5 protein-coding genes and 1 pseudogene are annotated in these 3,249 nt (G+C 55.5%); 2 read left to right on the top strand and 4 right to left on the bottom strand.

Annotated features, from left to right (window positions below):
• A pseudogene (locus tag FLM9_RS08365) lies at positions 1-217 on the top strand (IS630 family transposase); the annotation flags it as partial.
• On the opposite strand, the gene FLM9_RS03470 reads toward FLM9_RS08365, so the two are convergent.
• Together FLM9_RS03470 and FLM9_RS03465 are read right to left on the bottom strand one after the other, a co-directional pair.
• Entirely contained in the window at positions 214-1,317 is a 1,104-nt protein-coding gene (locus FLM9_RS03470; RefSeq protein WP_074457280.1) for a type I restriction endonuclease, read from the bottom strand. The pseudogene FLM9_RS08365 and the gene FLM9_RS03470 overlap by 4 nt on opposite strands.
• A gap of 115 nt (positions 1,318-1,432) precedes the next feature.
• Positions 1,433-1,651: a hypothetical protein gene (locus FLM9_RS03465; RefSeq protein WP_218969731.1), complete on the bottom strand. Its 219-nt coding sequence runs from the start codon at positions 1,649-1,651 to the stop codon at positions 1,433-1,435.
• Positions 1,652-1,804: 153 nt separating this feature from the next.
• On the opposite strand from FLM9_RS03465, the gene FLM9_RS03460 reads away from it, so the two are divergent.
• Complete coding sequence (locus FLM9_RS03460) at positions 1,805-2,395, top strand: peroxiredoxin (protein ID WP_074457279.1); 591 nt, start codon at positions 1,805-1,807, stop codon at positions 2,393-2,395.
• Here FLM9_RS03460 and purQ read toward each other — a convergent pair.
• Together purQ and purS are read right to left on the bottom strand one after the other, a co-directional pair.
• A complete protein-coding gene (gene purQ, locus FLM9_RS03455) occupies positions 2,388-3,056 on the bottom strand; it encodes a phosphoribosylformylglycinamidine synthase subunit PurQ (protein WP_074457278.1) in 669 nt (222 codons plus the stop codon). The genes FLM9_RS03460 and purQ overlap by 8 nt on opposite strands.
• Before the next feature lies 1 nt (position 3,057).
• The coding region (gene purS, locus FLM9_RS03450) for a phosphoribosylformylglycinamidine synthase subunit PurS (RefSeq protein ID WP_074457277.1) at positions 3,058-3,249 on the bottom strand (192 nt) is incomplete at its 5' end.

Below are 3,249 nucleotides of genomic sequence, written 5' to 3'. Positions count from 1 at the left end.
CTGGATCAATCAAGTGGAACGCTGGTTTGGCATCATTACCCAGAAAGCCATTCGACACGGTTCTTTCCGTAACGTGGGAGAACTCACCCGCAAAATCAATTCCTTTGTGGAACACTACAATGCCCAAGCCCGTCCCTTCATGTGGGTAGCTACCGCCGAATCTATCCTGGCCAAGATCCAATGCCTTTGTAAAGCTATCTCCGGGATCCTACACTAGTTCTGCTCTGAGTCCCCTGGCGGCTTCAGCTTGAGCTTCAGGGCCTTACGAATGCGCTCTTCGTATTGATAGAGATCAAATGGAGTTGACACAGGGACAGCTTCGGGCTGGTCTTGGTCAAAGATCATCACTTTCTTCTTCCTAAGAGAATTAAAGCGCAGTCTTAAGAATGATTTCCTAACCTGACCATCCAGGGTGATATTGCAATAATTTTTCGTATCTTTCTCTATAACTCTGCTTGTATCGACAAGATTGGCGCAAATTGCTTTGACTACATACAAAGCTTTTGTTTCTTCCTGTATTGTAATAACGTCGTTGGAATTTTCAGCTTCTGCGGTATCCTTCTTATCTGATTTGTGATCGTGCTCTTTAACTTCAACTATTTTAATTGATTTATCCAAAGTTTCATTGATGCAGTCAGCAATATAAGATTGTATAGCATCAGCAACGATTGGACGGAAGCTGTCTAGGATTTGAGGGCTAATCCTCTTGGCAGAGTGAACCCGCTGGGCCATTTCCTTGACCAGCCAATCGCTAGGCTCAGTTAATTCTTGACGAATCTCATCCTTGACACCTTTGACGTATTTTAACTCCTCAGCGATGCCCAGCAGCTCATCCAAGTTAAACTTGGGCTTGGTGACATGTTTTAATTGGCTCAGGGTCGCATGGCGTAGATCCAGCAGATTGACTTCAGTAAAAGGCTTCTCATCCATCTTGTTGGCCTCGTCCAGGTCGGCGAAGAACTGAAAAACATGACCATTGGTCAAGAGACCAATCCGTGCCTTGGTGGCATGAAAATACCGTTGTAGTTGTCCACGCTCAGCGGCGTCCAGGTTCGTTTTATATGCTTTCACCTCCACCAGGATCTTGGGCTGGCCGTTTTCCAAGATAGCGTAGTCAACCCGCTCCCCAGCCTTGACGAGGGGCAGATCAGCGGAAAACTCCGGCATCACTTCAGCAGGATTGAAAATGTCGTAGCCCAAGGCACGTAGGAAAGGCGCCACCAGGGCCATTTTGGTGGCCTCCTCATTTGGAGGTGCCTGCCAGCCGGGGTTCGTCAGCTTTTTCGCCAAGGCCTCAAGCTGCTCAATCAAATTCATGGGGGAATGTGTGCTGGGCCGATCTTAGCCTTTCCCTGGGGCCAGGCCTGATTTCCGCCGGGCAGTGCCCCCACCCGCATTGACGTGCAGATGCCTGTGGTCAGGTCAGCCCATCTCAGCGCATGTCAACGGCATTGAGGCGTTGACGGAAAGATTGGGGTCGTTTCTCCTGGCTTTGCTCTTGGCTTGCAGCGTTCCCCTGTGGCGTTGCCGAGGCGCCTCTATCAGATTCCGGAGCAGTTGTGGGAAGCTGTGGTGCCAAGTTGCCCTTGCGTAGCTCGCCACGAAGCTGATGAATCAAGCGCTGGTGGCTGGTGGCGGCAAATTTGCGCATGATGTTGGGGTCCCATCCCATGTGCAGGCAGTCCGTGTTGACGTCCTGGCCAGTGTAGCCACCGCCCGGACCCACATGTTGCTAGAGTAAGGGCCACTGAGCAGGCCAGCGTCAGCGTGCTGTGCTCAGGCCACCTTGACCCGCATACCCACCATGACCATCCGTGTTGGCCAGCAAGCCCCAGACTTTACGGCAACAGCCGTGTTTGACCAGGAGTTTCAGGAGGTCAAGCTGTCTCAATACCGCGGCAAGTATGTGGTTCTCTTCTTTTATCCACTGGACTTCACCTTTGTTTGTCCCACGGAGATCACGGCATTCAGTGATCGTTACGAGGAGTTCAGCAGCAAGGACACGGAAGTTCTGGGTGTTTCTGTCGATAGTGAGTATTCGCACCTGGCTTGGTTGCAAACGGATCGGGAAGCCGGCGGCCTTGGGGATATTGCCTATCCCCTGGTCTCTGATTTGAACAAGACCATTGCCAAGGACTACAATGTTTTGGATGAAGAAGCCGGTGTGGCCGTGCGGGGGCTGTTCATCATTGATCCGGATGGAGTGATCATGCACGCCACGGTCAACAACCTGCCGGTGGGCCGCAACGTGGACGAAACCTTGCGAGTACTCCAGGCTTTCCAGTACATCCGCAGCCATCCGGACGAAGTGTGCCCCGCTGACTGGACACCCGGTGATCCCACCATGAACCCTGACCCGGTCAAGTCCAAGGAGTACTTCGCCGCCGTCAACTGAGACCCGTCCAGTCTACCAAACCCCGGAACAGCGCCTGTCCGTCCGTGCCACCGGTGGCCTGGTCACAGGCCCGCTCCGGATGGGGCATCAGCCCCAAAACATTGCCCGCCTTGTTGCTCACGCCGGCAATCTGGCCAACAGACCCATTGGGATTGTCCAGGTAGCGCAGGGCAACTTGATCGTTGTCTTCCAGTTGGCGCAGGCCGGGAGGGTCGATGTGGTAGCACCCCTCCCCATGGGCAATGGGCAAGGTGAGGGACTCCCCTGGGGCAAAGTGGCGCAGCCAGGGGCAGCGGCTGCTGGCAACCTGTAATCCCTGATCCCGGCAAATGAACTGAAGGCCCCTGTTGCGGATCAGCCCCCCAGGCAGTAATCCTGCTTCGGTCAACACCTGGAAGCCGTTGCAGATGCCCAGCACCGCCCCCCCCATGGCCGCAAAGTCCGCCACGGCCCTCAACAGCGGTGCGGAACTGGCAATGGCCCCGCAGCGCAGGTAATCCCCGTAACTGAAGCCGCCGGGCAGGACCAGGGCATCCAGCTTGGGAAACGTGGCGTCCTGGTGCCACAGGAAGGTGACGCGCCAGCCCAGACAACCCGCCACGGCCCAGCCCACGTCCCGGTCACAATTGGCGCCGGGGAACACCACTACACCAACTTGCATCTCAGGCGTCCTGGTGGTGGAGCTCCAGGCTCCAGGTTTCCATCACGGGATTGGCCAGCAAGTTGGCGCTGAGGGACTCCAGTTGTTGCCGGGCGGTTGCCGCGTCAGGAGCTTCCAACCGGATCTCGATGGCCTTGCCGATGCGGATGGACTGGATGGCGCCATGGCCCAACCGTTGGGCAGCCGCACAGAC

It is taken from the genome of Candidatus Synechococcus spongiarum, assembly GCF_900047545.1.
Classification (GTDB): Bacteria; Cyanobacteriota; Cyanobacteriia; order PCC-6307; family Cyanobiaceae; genus Synechococcus_B; species Synechococcus_B spongiarum_C.
Note: the sequence above shows the minus strand (reverse complement) of the source record. Positions and strands in the feature narration are given on the sequence as shown.